Source organism: Pseudomonas sp. LS.1a, from assembly GCF_022533585.1.
In the GTDB taxonomy this organism is placed as follows: Bacteria; Pseudomonadota; Gammaproteobacteria; order Pseudomonadales; family Pseudomonadaceae; genus Aquipseudomonas.
Genome location: NZ_CP092827.1, coordinates 588,787 through 607,132, shown reverse-complemented (window position 1 = coordinate 607,132; position 18,346 = coordinate 588,787). Strand labels below are relative to the sequence as shown.

Genomic DNA, 18,346 nt, shown 5'->3' with positions numbered 1-18,346 from the left:
TCGCGGAGAGCCAACGATGTCTGGGAAGCTCGAAAAAGTCCTGATCGCCAACCGCGGGGAAATTGCCCTGCGGATCCTGCGTGCCTGCAAAGAGCTGGGTATCAAGACCGTCGCCGTGCACTCCACCGCCGACCGTGAACTGATGCACCTGGGCCTGGCAGACGAGTCGGTCTGCATCGGCCCTGCATCGTCCAAGGATTCCTACCTGCATATCCCGGCGATCATCGCTGCCGCCGAAGTGACCGGCGCCACCGCGATCCACCCGGGCTACGGCTTCCTGGCGGAAAACGCCGACTTCGCCGAGCAGGTGGAAAAATCCGGTTTCGCCTTCATCGGCCCGAAAGCCGACACCATTCGCCTGATGGGCGACAAGGTTTCGGCCAAGGACGCGATGATCAAGTCGGGCGTACCGACCGTGCCGGGCTCCGATGGCCCGCTGCCGGAAGACGAAGAGGTCGCCCTGGCGATCGCTCGTGACGTCGGCTACCCGGTGATCATCAAGGCCGCCGGTGGCGGTGGTGGTCGCGGCATGCGCGTGGTGCACAAGGAAGAGGACCTGATTGCCTCGGCCAAGCTCACCCGTACCGAAGCCGGTGCCGCCTTCGGCAACCCGATGGTCTACCTGGAGAAGTTCCTGACCAACCCACGCCACGTGGAAGTACAGGTACTGTCCGACGGCCAGGGCAACGCCATCCACCTGGGTGACCGTGACTGCTCGCTGCAGCGCCGCCACCAGAAGGTGCTGGAAGAAGCGCCAGCCCCGGGCATCGATGAAAAAGCCCGTCAGGAAGTGTTCAAGCGCTGCGTCGATGCGTGCATCGAGATCGGCTACCGTGGTGCGGGTACTTTCGAGTTCCTGTACGAGAACGGCCGCTTCTACTTCATCGAGATGAACACCCGCGTGCAGGTTGAGCACCCGGTTTCGGAGATGGTCACTGGTATCGACATCGTCAAGGAGATGCTGAGCATCGCCGCTGGCAACAAGCTGTCGTTCCGCCAGGAAGACGTGGTGATCCGTGGCCATGCGCTGGAATGCCGTATCAACGCCGAAGACCCGAAGAAGTTCATCCCGAGCCCAGGCAAGGTGAAGCACTTCCACGCCCCGGGCGGCAACGGCGTGCGTGTGGACTCGCACCTGTACAGCGGTTACTCGGTTCCGCCGAACTACGACTCGCTGATCGGCAAGCTGATCACCTACGGCAAGGACCGCGACGAAGCCATGGCGCGCATGCGCAATGCCCTGGACGAGATCGTCGTCGACGGCATCAAGACCAACATCCCGCTGCACCGCGACCTGGTGCGTGATGAAGGTTTCTGCAAAGGCGGCGTCAACATTCACTACCTCGAGCACAAACTGGCTAGCCAGGAGTGATCGCGTAGTGTGATGTACCGAAACCCCGGACTTGTGCCGGGGTTTTTTATTGCCTGGGAGATCCTGGGGCCGCTTTGCGGCCCATCGCGACACAAGGCCGCTCCCACAGGGTTTCGCAAGGTCTCAAGGTTGACGCTGTACCTGTGGGAGCGGCCTTGTGTCGCGAAAGGGGCGCAACGCGCCCCCAGGACCCTACCCCTTCATCCGCGGCATCTCGATGTGATGCTCATGAACCCGCCGGTACAAGGTCGCCCGCGATATCCCCAGGGCCCGCGCCGCATCGGCCGGCTTCCAGCGATGGCGGATCAGCGCATCCAGCAACAACTGCCGCGCCGGGCACGACACCCCGCTTTCAGCCGAGCCAACCGCTTCACCCCGCACCTCCTGCGGCAGGTCCTGCAACTGCACCCGCCCGCCCTCACTCACCGCACAGGCATAGCGCAACACCTGACGCAGCTGGCGCAAATTCCCCGGCCAGCGGTAAACCAGCAGCGCCTGCAGCGCATCATCCGCCAGCACCACCTCAACCCCACAGGCCTCGGCCTCCTCGGCCAGCAACTGGTGAATCAGCCCCAGGCGGTCCTCACGCTCGCGCAGCGGCGGCAACTCGAACCGGGCATTGGCCAGGCGGAAGTACAAATCCTCACGAAAACGCCCCTCCTCCACCATCGCCGCCAAATCACGATGGGTCGCGCAAATCACCTGGATATCCACCCGCTCCCGCCGCGCCGCGCCCAGCGGCGCCACTTCACCCTCGGCCAGCACGCGCAGCAACCGGGTTTGCAGGTTCAGCGGCATGTCACCGATTTCGTCGAGGAACAGCGTGCCGCCATCGGCCTGCTGCAAAAGCCCCTGCATGCCTTTGCTGGAAGCACCGGTGAAGGCCCCGGCCACATAGCCGAACAGCTCGCTCTCGATCAGGCTTTCCGGAATGGCCGCGCAGTTCAGGGTGACGAACGGGCCATCGCGACGCAGGCTTTGCTGGTGCAGCTGGCGGGCGAACACCTCTTTGCCAGCCCCGGTCTCGCCTTGCACCAGCACCGCCAGGTTGCAGTCCTTGACCCGTGTGGCCAACCGCAGGTGCTGCTCGATGCGGGCGTCCTGGGCCTGACGCAACGGCTGCGCAGGCTGGCGCTGGCGGGGTGCGCTGACCCGGCCGTATAGCCCACCCAGGCCCGGCAGGCGTTGAGCGGACGATGCGTTCACACGGCGCAGCTGGTCCATGTCGAACAGCTCGCCAATGTGCTCGGGCAAACGCCCCAGGTGCGCCACCAACCGCTGACGCGCCAGGCTGTTGATCGCCTGCAGGCGGCCATCGGCATCCCAGGCCAACAAGTAGTCGGGCTGGCTTTCCACATAACCCGGCGTGCCATGGGCGCGCATCACCCAATGGCCCTGGGCGCTGTGCATGAAGAAGGCATTTTCGATCTCGCGGGCGGTCTGCTCGACCAATTGGCGGATAAGGTGCTGGCTGCGGCGGTCGTCCGGCGACTGCAGGGCCGAGACATCCACGACGCCCAGCAACTCGCCCAGCGGGTCGAACACCGGCGCCGCCGTACAGGTCAGGCCAATGAACGCAGCGCGGAAGTGGTCGCGCTTGTGCACCGTGACCGGGGCCTTGCTGGTCAACACCGCCGCCACGCCGCAGGTGCCCTCCTCGCCCTCCGACCAGCAGGTGCCCAGGTACAGCCCGGCCTTGCGGCAGTCGTTGCGGATGGCCGACTCGACCCGGTAATCGATGGTGCGCCCCAGGGCATCGGTGAGCAACACGCAGTAGTCGGCACCGCGTACCCGCTCATGCAAGCGGGCCACGGCATCGCTGGCAATGCGCAGGAACAGTTCGGCGCGTTCGCGGCATTCGTTGAGCAGGCTTTGGGACAGGATGCGCGGCCCCTGCTGGGACCCGGGATCGAGGCGGTACAGCTCCATGGAGCGGCGCCATGAATCGAGAATCAGCGGTGGCACCGGCGCCTGCGGCAGGCGGTCGGCATTCTTCAACACCCTGCTGACGCAGTCGACATGGGCTCGGGAGTTCGCGGCAAGCATTCAGGCCCTCCGGTTCTCGTTGCTGTTTTTATCGTTGTCCGGCCATTAAGCGCTTCCGGGCATGCCCCGACAAGCACTGCGTGATTACCGGCCGGCTTGAGACGCAGCGTCTCAGCGTCTCGGCAAGGTCGGCCCAGCGCTGGCACCGGGCGTCTCGCCAGCAGAACCATCAGCACCTGACGGGGCGCAATGAAACCGCTCTATTGCAGGCACTTCAGCCAATTCAAAAGAAGCTGGCACCGCGCTTGCTCCTGCCCTGACAAACAAGAATACGAGGTGCGCCATGCCGCTACCCGCCCCGACCGTCGGGATCGTTGCCAACCCTGCCTCTGGCCGCGACCTGCGCCGCCTGACCGCCAACGCCGGGCTCTATTCGAGCACCGACAAGGCCTCGGCAATCCAGCGCCTGCTCGCTGCCTTTGGTGCCACCGGCATCGGCCAGGTGTTGCTGCCCAGCGACATGACCGGCATCGCCGCCGCCGTGCTCAAGGCCAGCCAGGGCCCGGCAGCCCGTGACCAGCACTGGCCGGCCCTCGAAATACTCGACCTGCCGCTGACCCAGACCGTTGCCGATACCCGCCTGGCCACCCGCCGCATGGTCGAGCGAGGCGTGGCGATGATCGCCGTGCTCGGCGGCGACGGCACCCACAAGGCAGTGGCCGCCGAGGCCGGTGACGTACCGCTGCTGACCTTGTCCACCGGCACCAACAATGCTTTCCCCGAACTGCGCGAGGCCACCAGCGCCGGCCTGGCCGGCGGCCTGCTTGCCAGCGGCCGGGTACCGGCCAGCATCGGCCTGCGCCGCAACAAGCGCCTGCTGGTGAAGGTGCCCGAGCAGCAGCTTGCCGAATGGGCCCTGGTGGAGGTGGCGGTGTCGCCCCAGCGTTTCATCGGCGCTCGGGCACTGAGCCGCAGCGAGGACCTTTGCGAAGTCTTCGCCTGTTTCGCCGAACCCCATGCCATCGGCCTCTCGGCCCTGTGCGGCCTGTGGTGCCCGGTCTCGCGCCAGGACCCGCACGGCGCCTGGGTACGCCTGAACCCCGGCGCCGAACAAGCGCTGCTCGCGCCGCTGGCACCCGGCCTGCTGCAAGGCTGCGGCATCACCGCCAGCGGCCCACTGACGCCCGGCGTCGCCCACCGCCTGAGCCTGGCCAGCGGCACGCTGGCGCTGGACGGCGAACGCGAAATCGAATTCGCCGAGCGCGATACCCCCACTATCACCCTCGACCACCAAGGCCCATTGAGCGTGGACGTCGAGGCCGTGCTGGCGCATGCCGCCCGCCATCACCTGCTGGCCGTACCGCGCGGCCACCGGTTGCACCCTGCAAACCCGTGTTGAGACAACCCTGGAGAACAACAAGATGTCCAATCAACTCAGTACCGAACAATTGCTGCATGCCTATGAAGTGATGCGCACCATCCGCGCCTTCGAGGAGCGCCTGCACGTGGAGTTCGCCACCGGCGAGATCCCCGGCTTCGTCCATCTGTATGCCGGCGAAGAGGCTTCCGCTGCCGGGGTCATGGCCCACCTGCGCGACAGCGACTGCATCGCCTCGACCCACCGCGGCCATGGCCACTGCATCGCCAAGGGGGTCGACGTGTACGGCATGATGGCCGAGATCTACGGCAAGAAGACCGGCGTTTGCGGCGGTAAAGGCGGCTCGATGCACATCGCCGACCTGGAAAAAGGCATGCTCGGCGCCAACGGCATCGTCGGTGCCGGTGCCCCCTTGGTGGCCGGCGCCGCGTTGGCGGCCAAGATCAAGGGCAACGACGATGTGTCGGTGGCATTCTTCGGCGATGGCGCTTCCAACGAAGGTGCCGTGTTCGAGGCCATGAACATGGCATCGATCATGAACCTGCCGTGCATCTTCGTGGCCGAGAACAACGGCTACGCCGAAGCCACCGCCTCGACCTGGTCGGTGGCCTGCGACCACATCGCCGACCGCGCTGCCGGTTTCGGCATGCCCGGCGTCACCATCGACGGTTTCGACTTCTTTGCCGTGTACGAGGCCGCCGGTGCTGCCATCGAGCGCGCACGTTCCGGGCAAGGCCCATCGCTGATCGAGGTCAAGCTCAGCCGCTACTACGGCCATTTCGAAGGCGATGCACAAACCTACCGCGCCCCCGATGAAGTGAAGAACCTGCGCGAATCCCGCGACTGCCTCATGCAGTTCCGCAACAAGACCACCCGCGCCGGCCTGCTCACGGCTGCGCAACTGGACGCCATCGACGCCCGCGTCGAAGACCTGATCGAAGACGCTGTGCGCCGCGCCAAGTCCGATCCCAAGCCACAGCCCGCCGACCTGCTCACCGACGTCTACGTCGCCTACCCCTGAGCCGCGGATTACAAGAACAACAGGAGAATCACCATGGCAAGAAAGATCAGCTACCAGCAGGCCATCAACGAAGCCCTGGCCCAGGAAATGCGCCGCGACAACACGGTGTTCATCATTGGCGAAGACGTCGCCGGCGGCGCCGGTGCCCCCGGCGAGGATGACGCCTGGGGTGGCGTGCTGGGCGTGACCAAGGGCCTGTACCACCAGTTCCCGGGGCGCGTGCTCGACGCGCCGCTGTCGGAAATCGGCTACGTCGGCGCCGCCGTCGGTGCCGCCACCCAGGGCCTGCGCCCGGTGTGCGAGCTGATGTTCGTCGACTTCGCCGGCTGCTGCCTGGACCAGATCCTCAACCAGGCCGCCAAGTTCCGCTACATGTTCGGCGGCAAGGCGGTCACCCCGCTGGTGATGCGCACCATGTACGGCGCCGGCCTGCGCGCAGCGGCCCAGCACTCGCAGATGCTCACCTCGCTATGGACGCATATCCCCGGCCTGAAGGTGGTCTGCCCGTCCTCGCCGTACGATGCCAAGGGCCTGTTGATACAGGCGATCCGCGACAACGACCCGGTGATCTTCTGCGAGCACAAGCTGCTGTACAGCATGCAAGGCGAGGTGCCGGAAGAGGTCTACACCGTGCCGTTCGGCGAAGCCAACTTCCTGCGTGATGGCGACGATGTGACCCTGGTGACCTACGGCCGCATGGTGCATGTGGCGCTGGAGGCCGCCAACAACCTGGCCCGCCAGGGTATCGACTGCGAGGTGCTGGACCTGCGCACCACCAGCCCGCTGGACGAAGACAGCATTCTGGAAAGCGTGGAAAAGACCGGCCGCCTGGTGGTGATCGACGAAGCCAACCCACGCTGCTCCATGGCCACCGACATCAGCGCACTGGTGGCGCAGAAGGCCTTCGGCGCGCTCAAGGGCCCGATCGAGATGGTCACCGCCCCGCATACTCCTGTGCCGTTCTCCGATGCACTGGAAGACCTGTACATCCCTGACGCGGCGAAGATCGAGGCTGCGGTACGCAAAGTGATCGAAGCCGCAAGGAGTGCCGCATGAGCCAGATCCATACCCTGACCATGCCCAAGTGGGGCCTGTCGATGACCGAGGGCCGGGTGGACACCTGGCTGAAGCAGGAAGGTGATGAAATCAACAAGGGCGACGAGGTGCTGGACGTCGAGACCGACAAGATCAGCAGCAGCGTCGAAGCCCCGTTCAGCGGCGTACTGCGTCGCCAGGTGGCCAGGCCGGATGAAACCCTGCCGGTCGGTGCGCTGCTGGCAGTGGTGGTGGAAGGGGAAGCCGAAGAGGCTGAAATCGATGCCGTGGTGCAGCGCTTCCAGGCCGAGTTCGTCGCCGAAGGTGGCGCTGACCAGGCCCAGGGGCCAGTGCCACAGAAGGCGGAAGTGGGCGGTCGCCTGCTGCGCTGGTTCGAGCTGGGCGATGGCGGCACGCCGCTGGTGCTGGTGCACGGCTTTGGCGGCGACCTCAACAACTGGCTGTTCAACCACCCAGCGCTGGCAGCCGAGCGGCGGGTGATCGCCCTCGACCTGCCGGGGCATGGTGAGTCGGGCAAGGCCCTGCAACGCGGCGACCTGGATGAACTGAGCGAAACCGTGCTGGCCCTGCTCGACCACCTGGACATCACCAAGGCCCACCTGGCCGGCCACTCCATGGGCGGCGCAGTCAGCCTGAACGTGGCGCGCCTGGCACCGCAGCGGGTGGCCAGCCTGAGCCTGGTGGCCAGCGCCGGGCTGGGCGAGGCGATCAACGGGCAGTACCTGCAAGGCTTCGTCGCTGCCGCCAACCGCAATGCCCTCAAGCCGCAGATGGTGCAGCTGTTTGCCGACCCGGCACTGGTCACCCGGCAGATGCTAGAGGACATGCTCAAGTTCAAGCGCCTGGAAGGGGTGGACGACGCGTTGCGCCTGCTGGCATCGGCCATCGCCGACGGCGACCGACAGCGCCACGACCTGCGCGGGGTGCTGGGGCAACACCCGGCCCTGGTGGTGTGGGGCGGCAAGGACGCGATCATCCCGGCCAGCCATGCCGAAGGGCTGGAGGCTGAAGTGCTGGTGCTGCCTGAGGCTGGGCACATGGTGCAGATGGAAGCGGCCGAACAGGTCAACCAGCAACTGCTCGCATTCCTGCGCAAGCACTAAGCCCTTTCCGTGAGCCTGGAGAAAACCCATGAACGACCTGAGCCACACCCACATGCGCGCCGCCGTCTGGCATGGCCGCAATGACATTCGCGTCGAACAGGTGCCCCTGCCGGCCGACCCTGCGCCCGGATGGGTGCAGATCAAGGTGGACTGGTGCGGCATCTGCGGCTCCGACCTGCACGAATACGTCGCCGGCCCGGTATTCATCCCGGTGGAGGCACCGCACCCGCTGACCGGCATCCAGGGCCAGTGCATCCTCGGCCACGAGTTCTGCGGCCAGATTGCCAAGCTGGGTGAAGGCGTGGAAGGTTTTGCCGTCGGCGACCCGGTGGCTGCGGACGCCTGCCAGCATTGCGGCACCTGCTACTACTGCACCCATGGCCTGTACAACATCTGCGAGCGTCTGGCCTTCACCGGCCTGATGAACAACGGTGCCTTCGCCGAGCTTGTCAACGTGCCCGCCAACCTGCTGTACCGGCTGCCGCAGGGTTTCCCGTCGGAGGCCGGGGCGCTGATCGAGCCGCTGGCGGTGGGCATGCATGCGGTGAAAAAGGCCGGTAGCCTGCTGGGCCAGACCGTGGTGGTGGTCGGCGCCGGCACCATCGGCCTGTGCACCATCATGTGTGCCAAGGCAGCGGGGGCGGCGCAGGTGATCGCCCTGGAAATGTCCTCGGCGCGCAAGGCCAAGGCTAAAGAAGTTGGCGCCAGCGTAGTGCTGGACCCCAGCCAGTGCGACGCCTTGGCGGAAATCCGCAAGCTGACTGCCGGGCTGGGAGCGGATGTGAGTTTTGAATGCATCGGCAACAAGCACACGGCCAAGCTGGCCATCGACACCATCCGCAAGGCGGGCAAGTGCGTGTTGGTGGGGATATTCGAGGAGCCGAGCGAGTTCAACTTCTTCGAACTGGTGTCCACTGAAAAGCAGGTGCTGGGGGCGTTGGCCTATAACGGCGAGTTTGCCGATGTGATTGCCTTCATCGCTGACGGCAGGCTGGATATTCGCCCGCTGGTGACCGGGCGGATCGGACTGGAGCAGATTGTCGAGCTGGGCTTCGAGGAGTTGGTCAACAACAAGGAGGAGAACGTGAAAATCATCGTTTCGCCGGGCGTGCGCTGATTGCACCTCAAAGGCTAAACGGAACCTGTGGGAGCGGGCGTGCCCGCGAAGCAGGCGACGCGGTGCCTGGCACCGGCTTCGCCGGTGTTCGCGGCTAAAGCCGCTCCCACAGGTATTGCGCAAAGCTGAAAGTCACCGCTGGACCTGTGGGAGCGGGTTTACCCGCGAAGAAGACCACACGGTGCCTGGCACCGGCTTCGCCGGTGTTCGCGGCTAAAGCCGCTCCCACAGGTATTGCGCAAAGCTGAAAGTCACCGCTGGACCTGTGGGAGCGGGTTTACCCGCGAAGAAGACCACACGGTGCATGGCACCGGCTTCGCCGGTGTTCGCGGCTAAAGCCGCTCCCACAGGTATTGCGCAAAGCTGAAAGTCACCGCTGGACCTGTGGGAGCGGGTTTACCCGCGAAGAAGACCACGCGCTGCATGGCACCGGCGTCGCCGGTGTTCGCGGGCACGCCCGCTCCCACAGGGACCGTGCCAGCTTTTCGATGCAGTGCAGGCTCGAGAGCTGCACCAGCACATGCGTTCGCTGTTTCAGGATCCCATTCTGCGTCATACTCGGCAGACCTATTGCCCGGTTCTCGCCATGCGTCCATTGCTCCCCATCACCCTGGTCCTGCTGCTCGCCGCCTGCGGCGATGGCGAATCGCTGCTCCCGCCGGACGCGCGTCTGCCCGACGGTGGACGGTACCGGGGGCAGGTGGTCGATGGCCTGCTGCAAGGCGAAGGCCGGATCGACTACCCCAACGGCAGCTGGTACGCCGGCAGCTTCAAGGACGGCCAATGGCACGGCCAGGGCGAATGGCACGGGCGCAACGGCGAGGTGTACCGTGGCCAGTTCGCCGCAGGGCTGTTCCAGGGGCTGGGTGAGCTGACCACCCCGGGCAGCCACTATGCCGGCACCTTCAGCCGAGGCCGCCGCGACGGCGAAGGTACCCTCAAGCAAGCCGACCAGACCTACCGCGGCCAGTTCAAGGACGACCTGTATGAAGGCGCCGGCGAGCTGGAACTGGCCGACGGCAGCCGTTACCAGGGCCTGTTCGCCAAGGGCAAGCCCAACGGTGCCGGGGTGCGCAGCGATGCCAGCGGCAACCAGTTCAGCGGCCGCTTCATCAACGGCCAGCTGGAAGGCAGCGGCACCTACGACAGCGTCGACGGCGAGCAGTACATCGGCGAGTTCAAGGACAACCGCCTGGAGGGCCGTGGCCGCTACGAAAACGCCGAGGGTGATGTGTGGATCGGCGAATTCAAGGACGGTTCGCTGGTCGGCGAAGGCGAACTGCTGGGCAGCGACGGCAGCCACTACAAAGGTACCTTCGCCGACTGGCGCCTGTCGGGCCAGGGCAGCCTGCAACTGGCCGACGGCAGCAAGTACATCGGCGGCTTCCTCAATGATGCCTACCACGGTCAGGGCCGGCTGATCCTGGCCAGCGGCAAGGTCGAAAGCGGCACCTGGAGCAACGGTGTGCGCATACGCGACCAGAATGGCAAGCTGTTGCCCGACCCGCTGGACCTGGCGTTGCTCAATCAGGGCCGGTTGCTGGACGAGGCACTGGCCCGGGTACCGCGCTCGACACCACCGGTCCAGCTATACAGCCTGGTGGTGGCCGGCGATGGCCAGCAGAGCGTGTTCCTGCGCGAAGCCGACTACGTCAGCAACATGCTCAAGGTGCGTTTTGGCGCCCGCGGCCAGGTAACCTTGGTCAACCACCGCGACCATATGACCACCCGCGCCATGGCCACGCGCGAGAACCTCACCCGCGCTGCCCGCACCCTGGCCGAGCGCAGCGGCCCCGAAGACCTGGTGTTCATCTACCTCACCAGCCATGGCAGCCAGGACCACCAGCTGGTGCTCGACCAGCCGCGCCTGCAGCTGGCCGACCTGTCCACCGACGAACTGGCCAGCGCCCTGGCACCGCTGAAGGATCGCGACAAGGTCATCGTCATATCCGCCTGCTATTCAGGGGGCTACATCGCAGCGCTCAAGGATGAGCGCACGGTGATCATGACCGCCGCCCGGGCCGACCGCGTGTCCTTCGGTTGCTCGGAAGAAGCCGATTTCACCTACTTTGGCGATGCCCTGTTCGCCGAGGCGCTGAACCAGACCGACGACCTGAAACAGGCGTTTGAACTGGCGCGCGCCAGCGTTGCCGAAAGAGAACAAAGGGAAGGTTTCGAGGCCTCTGAACCGCAGCTGTGGGCGCCGCCGAGTGTGCTCGAGCACTGGCAGCACCTGCGCCGGCAGCAGGCCGAAGAAGCATTGCGTAACGCCGCACAGGCCACCGTGGGGGAACAGGCGCAAACGCCACGCAGCCACTAAGCTTGTGTGTAACAAGGGAGAGACATCATGTATTTGACGCCTCAGCATGTCCTGCTTGCCGGTGCCACGGGTCTGACAGGTGAACACCTGCTCGACCGCCTGCTCAACGAGCCAACCATCACCCGCGTACTGGCGCCTACCCGCCGGCCATTGGCCGAGCATCCGCACCTGGAAAACCCGGTGGGCGACCCGGCGGTGTTCCTCCCGCAGCTGGCCGGGCGGGTCGATATCGCCTATTGCTGCCTGGGTACCACGCTGAAGCAGGCCGGCTCCGAATCGGCCTTCCGTGCGGTGGACCTCGACATGGTGGTGGCCTTCAGCAAGCGTGCCCGGGAGTTGGGCGCGCGGCATCTGCTGGTGGTCAGTGCGCTGGGCGCCGACCCGAAATCGTCGATTTTCTACAACCGGGTAAAGGGCGAGATGGAAGAGGCACTCAAGGCCCAGGATTGGCCGCAGCTGACCATCGTGCGGCCGTCGTTGCTGCTGGGCGAGCGGGTCCAGCCGCGGCTCGGGGAAAAGCTGATGTCGCCGTTTTCCAGGCTGATACCCGGGAAATATCGGGGGATCGAGGCTTGTACCTTGGCCCGGGCGCTGTGGCGGCTGGCGCTGGAGGAGGAAGACGGGGTGCGGATCGTGGAGTCGGATGAGTTGCGCAGGTTAGGCAAGAAATAGGCTTCACTGGTGATGGCCTCTTCGCGGGCACGCCCGCTCCCACAGGTACTGTGATCACTTGAGGATTACACAGAACCTGTGGGAGCGGGCGTGCCCGCGAAAGGGCCCTTACAGGCCGCCAGTGGCCTGGAAGCCTACACCGGCCGCTGTCAGCAACGACAACGGCAGCAACAGGGTATCGAGCAGCATGCTCCCGGGCAGGTCCAGCCCCGGGTACGCCGGGGCATCAGCCCCATAATGATCACGCGGGCAACACCCGCCATTGATCACATACAAATCCAGCCGGGTACCGGCATACACCACCGGCGCCCCGGGCTTGTTGGCATCCAGCGTGCGCACCGTGGCACAGCCACCGAGCAGCACCAGCGCCAGCACAACCGCCAGCGCTCGCTTCAATCATCCACCCCGAAATGGTGCTCACCCCAACGCGGCAACATGTCCTGGGGAATGTTCAGCAGGTTGAGAATGCGCGCGACGACAAAGTCGACCAGGTCATCGATGGTCTGCGGCTGGTGATAAAAGCCCGGCGCCGCCGGCAGGATCACCGCGCCCATCTGCGACAGCTTGAGCATGTTCTCCAGGTGGATGGTGGAGAACGGCGCTTCGCGCGGCACCAGGATCAGCTGGCGACGCTCCTTGAGGGTAACGTCGGCAGCACGCTCGATCAGGTTGTTGCAGGCACCGGTGGCAATCGCCGACAAGGTGCCGGTGGAACAGGGCACCACCACCATCGCCGCCGGGGCGCCGGAACCCGAGGCCACCGGCGACATCCAGTCTTCCTTGCCATACACGCGGATCTGCCCGTCGGCGGCTCCGGTGTATTCGGTGAGAAAGGCCTGCATCGCCTGCGGCTTGGCCGGCAGCAACACGTCGGTCTCGGTGGCCATCACCAGTTGCGCGGCCTTGGAGATCAGGAAGTGCACCTCGCGGTCCTCACGCACCAGGCAGTCGAGCAGGCGCAGGCCATACTGGGCGCCAGAGGCGCCCGTCATGGCCAGGGTGATGCGTTCCGGCCCGCTCACTTCAGTGCCTCGGCCAGCTTGCCGTGCAGGCCGCCGAAGCCGCCATTGCTCATGATCACAACGTGGGTACCTGGGCGGGCCTGGCCCTTGACTCGCTCGATGATCGCTTCGAGGCTGTCGGCCACCACGCTGGGCACTTTGCATTGCGCGGCAGTGGCAGCCAGGTCCCAGCCCAGGTTGGCCGGGGCGTACCAGATCACTTGGTCGGCGTCGTTGACGCTTTCCGGCAGGCCGTCACGGTGGGCACCGAGCTTCATCGAGTTGGAGCGCGGCTCGATCACGGCGATCACCGGGGCCTCGCCAACGCGCTTGCGCAGGCCGTCGAGGGTGGTGGCGATGGCGGTCGGGTGGTGGGCAAAGTCATCGTAGATGGTCACGCCCTGCACTTCGGCAACCTTCTCCATGCGCCGCTTGACGCTCTTGAAGGCACTCAGGCCTTCGATGCCCATGGCTGGCACCACACCTACATGGCGCGCCGCTGCCAGGGTGGCCAGGGCGTTGGCGACGTTGTGCTGGCCAGTGAGTGCCCAATCCACCACGCCCTGCACTTCGCCGTCGAACAGCACTTCAAAGCGCGAGCCGTCGGGGCTGAGCAGACGCGCTTGCCACTGCCCACCTTCGCCAGTGGTCTGCACCGGGGTCCAGCAGCCCATGCCGATCACCCGCTCCAGCGCCAGCTCGGTAGTGGGGTGGATGACCAGGCCTTCGCTGGGGATGGTGCGCACCAGGTGATGGAACTGCCGCTCGATCGAGGCCAGGTCGGGGAAGATGTCCGCATGGTCGAACTCAAGGTTGTTGAGGATCGCCGTGCGTGGATGGTAATGGACGAACTTCGAGCGCTTGTCGAAGAAGGCGCTATCGTACTCGTCGGCTTCGACCACGAAGAACGGCGTATCGCCCAGGCGCGCCGACACCGAGAAGTTCTGCGGCACACCGCCGATCAGGAAGCCCGGGCTCATGCCGGCGTGCTCCAGCACCCAGGCCAGCATGCTGCTGGTCGTGGTCTTGCCGTGGGTACCGGCAACGGCCAGCACCCAGCGGCCCTGCAGCACGTGATCGGCCAGCCACTGCGGGCCGGAAACATAGGGCAGGCCCTTGTTCAGCACGTACTCCACCGCCGGGTTGCCACGCGACATGGCGTTGCCGATGACCACCAGGTCTGGCGCCGGGTCCAGCTGGGCCGGGTCATAGCCTTGGGTCAGCTCGATGCCCTGGGCTTCGAGCTGAGTGCTCATCGGGGGATAGACGTTGGCGTCCGAGCCAGTGACGCGGTGGCCAAGTTCCTTGGCCAGCACCGCCAGCGAGCCCATGAAAGTGCCGCAAATACCGAGAATGTGAATATGCATGGTCGACCTCGCAAAACATCGAGGCAGGGTAGCCCAGGGCGCGATAAATCGCACCAGATGTTTCGCTCAGCCGGCCCTGGTGATGCCGTGTTTGCGCAGTTTTCGATACAAGGTATTGCGGCTGATGCCCAAGTGCTCGGCGACACGGGTGAGGTGCCAGTGTTTTGCCTCCAGGGTCGCCAGCAGCGCATGGCGCTCGGCATCCTCCAAAGCGGCAGGCCCTATCGCCGGCAAGCCGGCTCCCACAGGGTTTGCACATGGCTTGAAGCCATTGCCGTCGATGTGGGAGCTGGCTTGCAGGCGATCGAGGGCGAAGCCCTCGCGAACAATGGCGGGGAGATCCGGGAACACAATCCGGGAGTCTTCGCAAAGCGCCACCAAGGTACGCAGCACATTACGCATCTGCCGCACATTCCCCGGCCAGGCGAAATCGAGCAGTGCCTGGCGCGCCCTCGGCTCGATGTCGATCAGCTGCCCCTGCGCCTCCTGACGCAGCAGAAAGTCCAGCAACTGCGCCTTGTCACTGCGCTCGCGCACCGCCGGCAACGCCACTTCCAGGCCATTCAGGCGGTAATACAGGTCCTCGCGGAAACTGCCCTGCGCCACCCGCTCCAGCAAGTCGCGGTGGGTGGCGCTGACAATGCGCACGTCGACCGCCTGCGGTTCGCCACCGATCGGCACCACCTGGCGCTCCTCCAGCACGCGCAGCAAGCGGGTTTGCAGAGTCAGTGGCATGTCACCAATCTCGTCCAGCAGCAAAGTGCCGCCGTCAGCCTGCAACAGCTTGCCGCGCATGCCTTCCTTGCGCGCGCCGGTAAAGCTGCCGCCACGGTAGCCGAACAGTTCGCTCTCGATCAGGCTCTCCGGGATCGACGCGCAGTTGATGGCGACGAACGGCTTGCCGCGCCGCTCGCTGGCCTGGTGCACAGCCTGGGCGAAAGCCTCCTTGCCACAGCCGGTCTCGCCACGCAGCAGCAGCGGCACATCGCGCTCGAACACCCGCACGCTGCGGCGGAAGTCGTTCTGCAAGGCCGGGTCGAGCAGGCAGATAAGCGGCTCCACGTCCCGCACGGGTCGCGGCTGGGCAGCTGGCACCGACCACACCGGTGCGCGCGCCTGACCACGCAGGCTGGCGAACACCTGGCGCCCGTCCAGGGTGCGCAGCGGCCAGGCCGTGCTGCCAGCGGGCGTGGCGCGGCTGAACAGTTCGTCGTGGCTGCAAGCGAAAAAGCGTTCCAGCGGTTTGCCCAGCACGCCACCACGCACCGTGCCCAGCAGGTTCAGCGCGCTCTGGTTGGCGGCGCAGATGCGCCCGTCACCGTCGAAGGCCAGCAGGCCTTCGCTGAACAGACCGACCGACTCGGCCTGCAGGTGAAAACGCAACAGCCATTGCTGTTCGAAATGGCGCAGGAAGTAGCAGCTTTCGATCATCTTCGCCGACAGGTTGACCAGGGCCATGGTGTGGAACTGGCTCTGCCGGGAAACGTCGGGCCGTGCCGAAGACACATCCAGCACCGCCAGCAGCTCGCCGTGCGGGTCGAACACCGGGCTGGCCGAGCAGGTCAGGCCGGTGTGGCGACCACGGAAGTGCTCGTTCTGGTGAATGGTCAGCGCCTGGCGCTCGACCAGACAGGTGCCGATGCCGTTGGTGCCCTCGCGTGCCTCGCTCCAGTCGGCGCCCAGCCACAGCCCGGCGCGCTCGAAGCTGCGCCGCTCGGTCGGCGCGCTGACGCAATTGAGGATCACCCCACGGGCATCGGTCAGCAGCACCGCATGGCCGGCCCCGGAAAGCTGCTGGTGCAGGCTGTTCATTTCATGGTCGGCAATCTGCAGCACCTGGCGCAGGCGCTCGCGGCTTTCCAGCAGGCGCCCGTGTTCGAGCACCACCGGGGCCTCGATCACCGACGGGTCGAGGTGGTAGTCCTCCAGGCAGCGCAGCCAGGAGCGGGCGATGGAGGGGTCGCTGCCGCCCTCTCCGGCCCCACCATGGGCAACGCTGTGGACTTGCTGGGCATGGCGACTGAAAAGATTGCTCTGCATTGTTGTAGTTCTCCGCAGATAGAGAGTCCCGCCAGCATCCTCCACCCGGGAAGGCTTTGCAATGCACCCTCCGGTTACGTGTCGCAAATGGCACAAAGTGTCACCCCCGCGCGTACCGGTGCTGGCACAGCAACCGTGGGGCAGGCTTTGGGAATCGAGCCAAGTCATTGATTTTACTGGCACTCGAAACGCTGGCCCAACCTTTGCTCTACGCTTTCCAACTCCCTAACAAACACAATAGCCAGGAGACACACCATGCGTTACGCACATCCCGGTACCGAAGGCGCGAAGGTTTCCTTCAAGAGCCGCTACGGCAACTACATCGGTGGTGAGTTCGTTCCTCCGGTAAAGGGGCAGTACTTCGAAAATACCTCCCCGGTGAATGGCAAGCTGATCGCTGAATTCCCTCGCTCCACTGCCGAAGACATCGACAAAGCCCTGGATGCCGCCCACGCTGCGGCCGACGCCTGGGGCCGCACTTCAGTGCAGGATCGCTCCAACGTTCTGCTGAAGATCGCCGACCGTATCGAGCAGAACCTCGAACTGCTGGCCATTACCGAAACCTGGGACAACGGCAAGCCGATCCGCGAAACCCTCAACGCCGACATCCCGCTCGCGGTTGACCACTTCCGCTACTTCGCTGGCTGCATCCGCGCCCAGGAAGGCGGCGCTGCCGAGATCAACGAAGGCACCGTGGCCTACCACATCCACGAGCCACTGGGCGTGGTCGGACAGATCATCCCGTGGAACTTCCCGATCCTGATGGCCGCCTGGAAGCTTGCTCCGGCACTGGCCGCCGGCAACTGCGTGGTGCTCAAGCCGGCCGAACAAACGCCACTGGGAATCACCGTACTGCTCGAAGTCATTGGCGACCTGCTGCCACCTGGCGTGCTCAACGTGGTGCAAGGCTATGGCCGCGAAGCCGGTGAAGCCCTGGCCACCAGCAAGCGCATCGCCAAGATCGCCTTCACTGGCTCTACCCCGGTCGGCTCGCACATCATGAAATGCGCCGCCGAGAACATCATTCCGTCCACCGTCGAACTGGGCGGCAAGTCGCCGAACGTGTATTTCGAAGACATCATGCAGGCCGAGCCAAGCTTCATCGAGAAGGCGGCCGAAGGCATGGTGCTGGCGTTCTTCAACCAGGGCGAGGTATGCACCTGCCCGTCGCGGGCACTGGTACAGGAATCGATCTACCCGCAGTTCATGGAAGTGGTGATGAAGAAGGTGCTGCAGATCAAGCGCGGCGACCCGCTGGACACCGACACCATGGTCGGCGCCCAGGCCTCGCAACAGCAGTTCGAGAAGATCCTGTCGTACCTCGACATCGCCCAGAAGGAAGGCGCCGAGCTGCTGACCGGCGGCAAGGTGGAAAAACTGGAAGGCTCGCTGGCCACCGGTTACTACATCCAGCCGACCCTGCTCAAAGGCAACAACAAGATGCGCGTGTTCCAGGAAGAAATCTTCGGCCCGGTGGTCAGCGTCACCACCTTCAAGGACGAAGCCGAAGCCCTGGCGATTGCCAACGACACCGAGTTCGGCCTGGGCGCCGGCGTGTGGACCCGCGACATCAACCGTGCCTACCGCATGGGCCGTGGGATCAAGGCTGGCCGCGTGTGGACCAACTGCTACCACCTGTACCCGGCGCATGCGGCGTTCGGTGGCTACAAGAAGTCGGGGGTCGGGCGTGAGACCCACAAGATGATGCTCGATCACTACCAGCAGACCAAGAACCTGCTGGTGAGCTACGACATCAATCCGTTGGGCTTCTTCTAAACCGCGCCGTCTTCTTCGCGGGTAAACCCGCTCCCACAGGTACTGCGCTTGCTTAAGGTGCTGTACACCCCCTGTAGGAGCGGGTTCACCCGCGAAGAGGCCTGGCCTGCTTTACACAAAACCCAGAGCGGTAACCG

14 protein-coding genes are annotated in these 18,346 nt (G+C 65.2%); 9 read left to right on the top strand and 5 right to left on the bottom strand.

What is annotated here, in order from left to right:
• Nucleotides 1-16 precede the first annotated feature (16 nt).
• Nucleotides 17-1,372, top strand: a complete 1,356-nt coding sequence (gene accC / locus MKK04_RS02745; RefSeq protein WP_046615992.1) for an acetyl-CoA carboxylase biotin carboxylase subunit — start codon at nucleotides 17-19, stop codon at nucleotides 1,370-1,372.
• Nucleotides 1,373-1,564: 192 nt separating this feature from the next.
• Here the strand turns inward: accC and MKK04_RS02740 are convergent, their stop codons facing one another.
• Nucleotides 1,565-3,418 carry a sigma-54-dependent Fis family transcriptional regulator gene (locus tag MKK04_RS02740; RefSeq protein ID WP_063911097.1) on the bottom strand — a complete coding sequence of 618 codons (1,854 nt, stop codon included), beginning with the start codon at nucleotides 3,416-3,418 and terminating at the stop codon, nucleotides 1,565-1,567.
• Nucleotides 3,419-3,701: 283 nt separating this feature from the next.
• Here MKK04_RS02740 and MKK04_RS02735 point away from each other — a divergent pair, with 283 nt between their 5' ends.
• From MKK04_RS02735 to MKK04_RS02705, 7 genes are all read left to right on the top strand, one after another.
• Nucleotides 3,702-4,757 (top strand): ATP-NAD kinase family protein, encoded by a 1,056-nt coding sequence (locus MKK04_RS02735; protein WP_241106206.1) that lies wholly within the window; start codon nucleotides 3,702-3,704, stop codon nucleotides 4,755-4,757.
• 22 nt (nucleotides 4,758-4,779) lie between these two features.
• A complete protein-coding gene (locus tag MKK04_RS02730) occupies nucleotides 4,780-5,757 on the top strand; it encodes a thiamine pyrophosphate-dependent dehydrogenase E1 component subunit alpha (protein ID WP_207832806.1) in 978 nt (325 codons plus the stop codon).
• A gap of 33 nt (nucleotides 5,758-5,790) precedes the next feature.
• Nucleotides 5,791-6,813, top strand: a complete 1,023-nt coding sequence (locus MKK04_RS02725; RefSeq protein ID WP_013970705.1) for an alpha-ketoacid dehydrogenase subunit beta — start codon at nucleotides 5,791-5,793, stop codon at nucleotides 6,811-6,813.
• A complete protein-coding gene (locus tag MKK04_RS02720; RefSeq protein WP_233688291.1) occupies nucleotides 6,810-7,916 on the top strand; it encodes an acetoin dehydrogenase dihydrolipoyllysine-residue acetyltransferase subunit in 1,107 nt (368 codons plus the stop codon). The genes MKK04_RS02725 and MKK04_RS02720 overlap by 4 nt, the downstream gene beginning before the upstream one ends.
• A gap of 52 nt (nucleotides 7,917-7,968) precedes the next feature.
• Complete coding sequence (locus MKK04_RS02715) at nucleotides 7,969-9,033, top strand: 2,3-butanediol dehydrogenase (RefSeq protein WP_233688305.1); 1,065 nt, start codon at nucleotides 7,969-7,971, stop codon at nucleotides 9,031-9,033.
• Between the two features lie 586 nt (nucleotides 9,034-9,619).
• Nucleotides 9,620-11,353, top strand: coding sequence for a C13 family peptidase (locus tag MKK04_RS02710; RefSeq protein ID WP_207832798.1), 1,734 nt, complete (start codon nucleotides 9,620-9,622; stop codon nucleotides 11,351-11,353).
• Nucleotides 11,354-11,380: 27 nt separating this feature from the next.
• Complete coding sequence (locus tag MKK04_RS02705) at nucleotides 11,381-12,025, top strand: oxidoreductase (RefSeq protein WP_207832796.1); 645 nt, start codon at nucleotides 11,381-11,383, stop codon at nucleotides 12,023-12,025.
• 108 nt (nucleotides 12,026-12,133) lie between these two features.
• On the opposite strand, the gene MKK04_RS02700 is transcribed toward MKK04_RS02705, so the two are convergent.
• The 4 genes from MKK04_RS02700 to MKK04_RS02685 form a co-directional block, all read right to left on the bottom strand.
• The gene (locus MKK04_RS02700; RefSeq protein ID WP_233688377.1) at nucleotides 12,134-12,421 is read right to left on the bottom strand and encodes a YceK/YidQ family lipoprotein; all 288 of its coding nucleotides are present in this window, start codon (nucleotides 12,419-12,421) and stop codon (nucleotides 12,134-12,136) included.
• Nucleotides 12,418-13,047: a flavin prenyltransferase UbiX gene (ubiX, locus tag MKK04_RS02695; protein ID WP_016715383.1), complete on the bottom strand. Its 630-nt coding sequence runs from the start codon at nucleotides 13,045-13,047 to the stop codon at nucleotides 12,418-12,420. The genes MKK04_RS02700 and ubiX overlap by 4 nt, the downstream gene beginning before the upstream one ends.
• Nucleotides 13,044-14,393 carry a UDP-N-acetylmuramate:L-alanyl-gamma-D-glutamyl-meso-diaminopimelate ligase gene (gene mpl, locus MKK04_RS02690; RefSeq protein WP_063911089.1) on the bottom strand — a complete coding sequence of 450 codons (1,350 nt, stop codon included), beginning with the start codon at nucleotides 14,391-14,393 and terminating at the stop codon, nucleotides 13,044-13,046. The genes ubiX and mpl overlap by 4 nt, the downstream gene beginning before the upstream one ends.
• Before the next feature lie 66 nt (nucleotides 14,394-14,459).
• Nucleotides 14,460-16,433, bottom strand: coding sequence for a sigma-54-dependent Fis family transcriptional regulator (locus MKK04_RS02685; RefSeq protein WP_241106205.1), 1,974 nt, complete (start codon nucleotides 16,431-16,433; stop codon nucleotides 14,460-14,462).
• 255 nt (nucleotides 16,434-16,688) lie between these two features.
• Here MKK04_RS02685 and exaC point away from each other — a divergent pair, with 255 nt between their 5' ends.
• Nucleotides 16,689-18,209 carry an acetaldehyde dehydrogenase ExaC gene (exaC, locus tag MKK04_RS02680; protein WP_012270312.1) on the top strand — a complete coding sequence of 507 codons (1,521 nt, stop codon included), beginning with the start codon at nucleotides 16,689-16,691 and terminating at the stop codon, nucleotides 18,207-18,209.
• Nucleotides 18,210-18,346: the final 137 nt, after the last annotated feature.